We start from the raw sequence: 5,615 nt of genomic DNA, 5'->3' as shown, positions 1-5,615 counted from the left end.
GCGCGGGGGCCCCCCCCCGGGGCTGGGGGGGGGGGCCCCCCCCCCCCCGCCCCCCCCCCCACCCCCCCCCCCGGCGCCCCCCCCCCCCGCCCCGCGGGGGGGGCCCGGGCGCCTCCAGGCGGTTCCGGCCGCAACAGCCGGACGGTCAGTGCCGCCGTCGCGACTGCACCACCGGCGTCGCCGTGGTCTGGACCTTCGACCCCGAGTAGATGTACTCGATGTCCGCGGCGAAGTCGCGCAGGACGACCGAGCGCTTGATGGTGAGCTTCGGCGTGAGGTGCCCCGAGGCCTCGGTGAGGTCCGCGTCGACGACCGAGAAGGACCGCACCGACTCGGCACGGGAGACCCGCCCGTTCGCGGTGTCCACGGCCTCCTGGACGGCCTGCTGCACGCGCTCGTCGTGGGCGGCCTGCTGCGGGGTGAGGGCCGGGGCGATGCCGCGTGCCTCGCACCAGCCCGGCAGCATGTCGCGGTCGAGCGTGACCAGTGCGGCGACGAAGGGCTTGCCCTCGCCGACGACGACGACCTGTCCGACGAGCGGGTGCTCGCGGATCGCGTCCTCGAGCGGGGCCGGTGCCACGTTCTTGCCGCTCGCGGTGACGATGAGCTCCTTGGCGCGGCCGGTGACGGACAGGACCCCGTCGCCGTCCAGCCGACCGAGGTCGCCGGTACGGAACCAGCCGTCACGGAAGGCGGCTGCCGTGGCCTCCGGGTTCTGCCAGTAGCGATCGAAGACGTCGACGCCGCGGATCAGGATCTCCTGGTCGTCGGCGATCCGGATCTCGACGCCCGGCAGCGCCCGCCCGACCGACCCGATCCGGAGCTCGGTCGCCCGGTTCACCGTCGCCGGTGCGGTCGTCTCGGTGAGCCCGTAGCCCTCGAGGATGTGCACGCCGATGGAGCGGAAGAAGTGCGACAGCCGCGGGGAGAGCGGTGCCGAGCCGCTGATGGCGTAGCGCACGCGGCCGCCGATCGCCTCGCGCAGCTTGCGGTACACGAGCCGGTCGAACAGGCGGAAGCGCAGGGACAGCCCGAGCGGGACCCGTCCGGCGGCGACGGCCTCGGAGTGCGCGACGGCGGTCGCGGCGGCCGCGCGGAAGACCCGGCCCTTGCCGCCGAGGTCGGCCTTCTGCTCGGCCGAGTTGTAGATCTTCTCGAACACCCGGGGGACCGCGAGCAGGAAGGTCGGCTTGAAGGTCGACACCGCCCGCATCAGGTCCTTCGTGTCCGGCTCGTGCCCGACCAGGACGCCAGCCGAGACCGACATCGCCGCGATGAACCGGGCGAAGACGTGGGCCATCGGGATGAACAGCAGCGTCGAGGCGTCACCGGCGACGATCTCCGACATCGCGTCGGTCGAGCCCTCGACCGTGGCGGTGAAGTTGTCGTGCCGCAGCACGCAGCCCTTCGGCCGTCCGGTGGTGCCCGACGTGTAGATGATCGTGGCGTCGTCCCGACCGGAGACGGCGGCCGTGCGGGCGTCGAGCTCGTCGTCGGCGATCTCCTCGCCCAGGCGCGCCAGGTCGTCCAGGCCGCCGCCGTCGATCGTCCAGTGCTGGCCGAGGTGCGGCAGGTCGGGCGCGATGCCGGCGACACGTCGTGCGTGCTCCTCTTTCTCGACGACGATCGCGACCGACTCGGAGTCCGACAGGATGTGCCGGATCTGGTCGGGGGAGCTGGTCTCGTAGACCGGCACGGAGACCAGGCCCGCGGTCCACACGGCGAAGTCGACGAGCGTCCACTCCATCCGGGTGCGGGACAGGATCGCGACGTGGGCGCCGGGCTGCAGGCCGGCGGCGACGAAGCCCTTGGCGATGGCCCGGACGCGGGCCAGCACGTCGGCGGCGGCGATGCCGGTCCAGGTGTCGCCGGTGCGCTCGGCCAGGATCGGCCGCGCGGGGGTGAGGCGTGCGCGGTCCGACAGCAGGCGGGCGGCGGAGCCGTGGTCGGGGGCGACCGGGCCGCTGTCGGCGGCGCTCCCGAGCGCACCGGGTGCGGGCGCCGTGTGGCGTCCGGCGGCGGCTGGTGCGCTCTCGTGCGCGACGGGCGATCCGCCCGTGCTGGTGGACGTGGTGCGGTCAGCACGCTGATCGGTCACGGCAACTCCCTCGTTGTCCCGTTCGATGTGAGTCCGCTCATCTTCGAGTCGGCTCCCGCTCAGCATAGGACGACTCCCCTCGCGTTCGGTGAGTCGGCCTCGTTCGGTGAGTCGTCCCCGAACCGGTAGGCTCCGTGTTCGTGCATGCCATCGGAATCGACATCGGGGGCACCAAGATCGCGGGAGCGGTCGTCACGGAGCTGGGCGAGATCCTCGCCGAGGACCGCGTCGCCACGAACGCTGCGGACCCGATCGCCATGCTCGACGACGTCGTGTCGATGGTCGAGCGCCTCAGACTCCAGCACCAGGTCGGTGCGGTGGGGGTCGCCGCCCCCGGGTTCATCGACGCCTCGCAGTCGATCGTGTACTACACGCCGAACATCCGCTGGCGGAACGAGCCCCTGCGCCAGAAGCTCCAGGAGCGTCTGGGCGACCTGCACATCACCGTCGACAACGACGCGAACGCCGCCGGGTGGGCCGAGTTCCGCTTCGGTGCCGGTCGGCTCGTGTCCGACATGACCATGCTCACCATCGGCACCGGGGTCGGCGGCGCGATCGTGACCGAGGACCGGCTGTTCCGCGGCGGCTTCGGCACCGGCGGCGAGATCGGCCACCTGCGCATCGTGCCGAACGGCCTGCCCTGTGGCTGCGGGGCCCGCGGCTGCATCGAGCAGTACGGCTCCGGTCGTGCCCTGCAGCGGATGGCGAACGACGTCGCGGACGCCGGCGGCATCGGTGTCGCCCTGGCCGAAGCGCGTGACGCCAACGGCGGGCAGCTCGACGGCGCCGTCGTGGGGGAGCTCATCCTCGCCGACGACCCGGGCGCCCTCGCGGCCCTCCGGCGTCTCGGTCGCCACCTCGGCGAAGCGTGTGCGTCCCTGTCGGCCGTGCTCGACCCGCAGCTGTTCGTCTTCGGCGGCGGCGTCGCCAGCGCGGGGGACCGGCTGCTCGAGCCGATCAAGCAGGCGTACCTCAACAACCTGCCGGCGCGGGGCTACCACCCGGAGCCGGACTTCGTGATCGCCGAGCTCGTCAACGACGCCGGTGTCGTCGGTGCTGCCGACCTCGCCCGCATCCACGCCCGGACCGCCTGAACCGCGGCTGCCGGTACCCCGCACGGTCCGCACACCCACCACCCGACGGAGTCGACGATGCTCTACTGGCTGCTGAAGAACTTCGTGCTCGGCCCGCTCATCCTGACCCTGTTCCGGCCGTGGGTGGTCGGACGCGAGAACGTCCCCGCCTCCGGCCCGGTCATCTTCGCGTCGAACCACGTCTCGTTCATCGACTCGGTGATCCTGCCCGCGGTGCTCGACCGGCGGATGTCGTTCCTGGCGAAGAGCGACTACTTCACCGGGCGCGGCCTCAAGGGCTGGGCGACGAAGACGTTCTTCAACGCGATCGGCCAGCTGCCGATCGACCGCTCCGGCGGCAAGGCGTCCGAGGCGTCGCTCCGCACCGGCCTGCAGGTCCTGGCCCGCGGCGAGCAGCTCGGCATCTACCCCGAGGGCACTCGCAGCCCGGACGGCAAGCTCTACCGCGGACGCACCGGCATCGCCCGGATGGTGCTCGAGGGTCGGGTCGTGGTGGTCCCCGTCGCCATGGTCGGCACGCGTGAGGTCCAGCAGATCGGGCAGAAGTTCCCGAAGTTCAAGCGCGTCGGTGTCGTGTTCGGCAAGCCGCTCGACTTCTCGCGCTTCGAGGGGCTCGAGACCGACCGCTTCATCCTGCGGAGCGTCACGGACGAGATCATGCACGAGCTCCGGGGGCTGAGCCGCCAGGAGTACGAGGACGTCTACGCGACGAGCGTCAAGGAGCGGGCCACGAGTGCCCGCGAGAGCGTCATGCGCGAGCGTCGCTCCGCCGCCGGACGGTAAGATCGGACGGTCCCGCATCCGTCGGGACGCCGTCGCACCGTCGACGGCCGTGCGCGAACCACAAGACCGAGGTGCAGCCTTGTCCGAGTCGATCGACTCCCTCACCCTGCAGGATCCGGACCTGATCGCGGGCCTCGACCACTGGCGCACGCTCCCGATCAAGCAGCAGCCGACGTGGCCGGACCCCGCCGCTGCCGAAGCCGCCTCGGCCGAGATCGCCACGCTGCCGCCGCTCGTCTTCGCAGGCGAGGTCGACCAGCTGCGCGACCGTCTGGCCGCCGCCGCCTCGGGCCGGGCGTTCCTGCTGCAGGGCGGCGACTGCGCCGAGACCTTCGCCGGTGCCACCGCTGACTCGATCCGCGACCGCGTGAAGACGATCCTGCAGATGGCCGTCGTCCTCACCTACGGTGCCTCGACCCCGGTCATCAAGATGGGTCGGATGGCGGGCCAGTTCGCCAAACCCCGCTCGAGTGACTGGGAGACCCGGGGCGACGTCACCCTGCCGGCCTACCGCGGCGACATCGTCAACGGCTACGACTTCACGCCGGAGTCCCGCCAGGCCGACCCCCGTCGCCTGGTGCAGGGCTACCACACGGCCGCGTCGACCCTGAACCTGGTCCGGGCCTTCACCCAGGGCGGCTTCGCGGACCTGCGGCAGGTGCACTCGTGGAACAAGGGCTTCGCCGCCAACCCGGCGAACGCCCGGTACGAGAACCTGGCCGCCGAGATCGACCGCGCGATCCAGTTCATGGCCGCGTGCGGTGCCGACTTCGAAGCGCTCAAGCACGTCGAGTTCTACGCCTCGCACGAGGGGCTGCTGATGGACTACGAGCGCCCGATGACCCGGATCGACAGCCGGTCCGGCCAGGCGTACGACACCTCCGGGCACTTCATCTGGATCGGGGAGCGCACCCGCGACCTCGACGGCGCCCACGTCGACTTCCTGTCCCGCGTCCGGAACCCGATCGGGGTCAAGCTCGGCCCGACCACCACGGTCGCCGACATGCAGGCCCTGATCGAGAAGCTCGACCCCCAGCGCGAGCCAGGCCGCCTGACGTTCATCACCCGCATGGGTGCCGGCAAGGTCCGTGACGAGCTGCCCAAGCTGCTCGAGGCGGTCAAGGGCATGGACGCCACCCCGCTCTGGGTCACCGACCCGATGCACGGCAACGGGCTGACGACGCCGAACGGCTACAAGACCCGCCGCTTCGACGACGTCGTGGACGAGGTCCTGGGCTTCTTCGAGGTGCACCGTGCGGTCGGCACGTACCCGGGCGGCATGCACGTGGAGCTCACCGGCGACGACGTCACCGAGTGTCTCGGCGGCTCGGAGCACATCGACGAGGCCACGTTGGCGACCCGGTACGAGTCGCTCTGCGACCCGCGCCTGAACCACATGCAGTCCCTCGAGCTCGCCTTCCTGGTGGCCGAGGAGCTCCGCGCGCACCCGTCGGTCATCCGCGGCTGACGGGCAGCACCGCCTGCATGACGGGGGGGGCCCCCCCCCGGCCGGGGGGGGGGGGGGTCTCGGGGGGGCTGCCGGGGGGGGGGGGGGAAATGGGGGGGGCCCCCGCCCCGGGGCGGGGGGCCCCCCCGCCCCCCCGCGCCCGGACGCCCGATGCGGCCGAGGTGGCGCGGCT

4 protein-coding genes are annotated in these 5,615 nt (G+C 72.3%); 3 read left to right on the top strand and 1 reads right to left on the bottom strand.

Annotation, left to right across the window (positions count from 1 at the left end):
* Positions 1–145 precede the first annotated feature (145 nt).
* Entirely contained in the window at positions 146–2,098 is a 1,953-nt protein-coding gene (locus tag QCD68_RS16795; protein ID WP_301223841.1) for an AMP-dependent synthetase/ligase, read from the bottom strand.
* Between the two features lie 140 nt (positions 2,099–2,238).
* On the opposite strand from QCD68_RS16795, the gene QCD68_RS16790 reads away from it, so the two are divergent.
* From QCD68_RS16790 to QCD68_RS16780, 3 genes are all read left to right on the top strand, one after another.
* Entirely contained in the window at positions 2,239–3,192 is a 954-nt protein-coding gene (locus QCD68_RS16790) for an ROK family glucokinase (RefSeq protein WP_111075108.1), read from the top strand.
* Between the two features lie 57 nt (positions 3,193–3,249).
* A complete protein-coding gene (locus tag QCD68_RS16785) occupies positions 3,250–3,975 on the top strand; it encodes a lysophospholipid acyltransferase family protein (protein WP_111075065.1) in 726 nt (241 codons plus the stop codon).
* 121 nt (positions 3,976–4,096) lie between these two features.
* Positions 4,097–5,443 (top strand): class II 3-deoxy-7-phosphoheptulonate synthase, encoded by a 1,347-nt coding sequence (locus QCD68_RS16780; protein ID WP_253467867.1) that lies wholly within the window; start codon positions 4,097–4,099, stop codon positions 5,441–5,443.
* Positions 5,444–5,615: the final 172 nt, after the last annotated feature.

This window comes from Curtobacterium sp. PsM8 (genome assembly GCF_030433875.1).
Taxonomy (GTDB): domain Bacteria; phylum Actinomycetota; class Actinomycetes; order Actinomycetales; family Microbacteriaceae; genus Curtobacterium.
This window is presented reverse-complemented; position numbering and strand designations above follow the sequence as displayed.

Bases quoted from the DNA above. Each gene is read 5' to 3' on its own strand.
- QCD68_RS16785 (WP_111075065.1), top strand. From the start codon at position 3,250: ATGCTCTACTGGCTGCTGAAGAACTTCGTGCTCGGCCCGCTCATCCTG.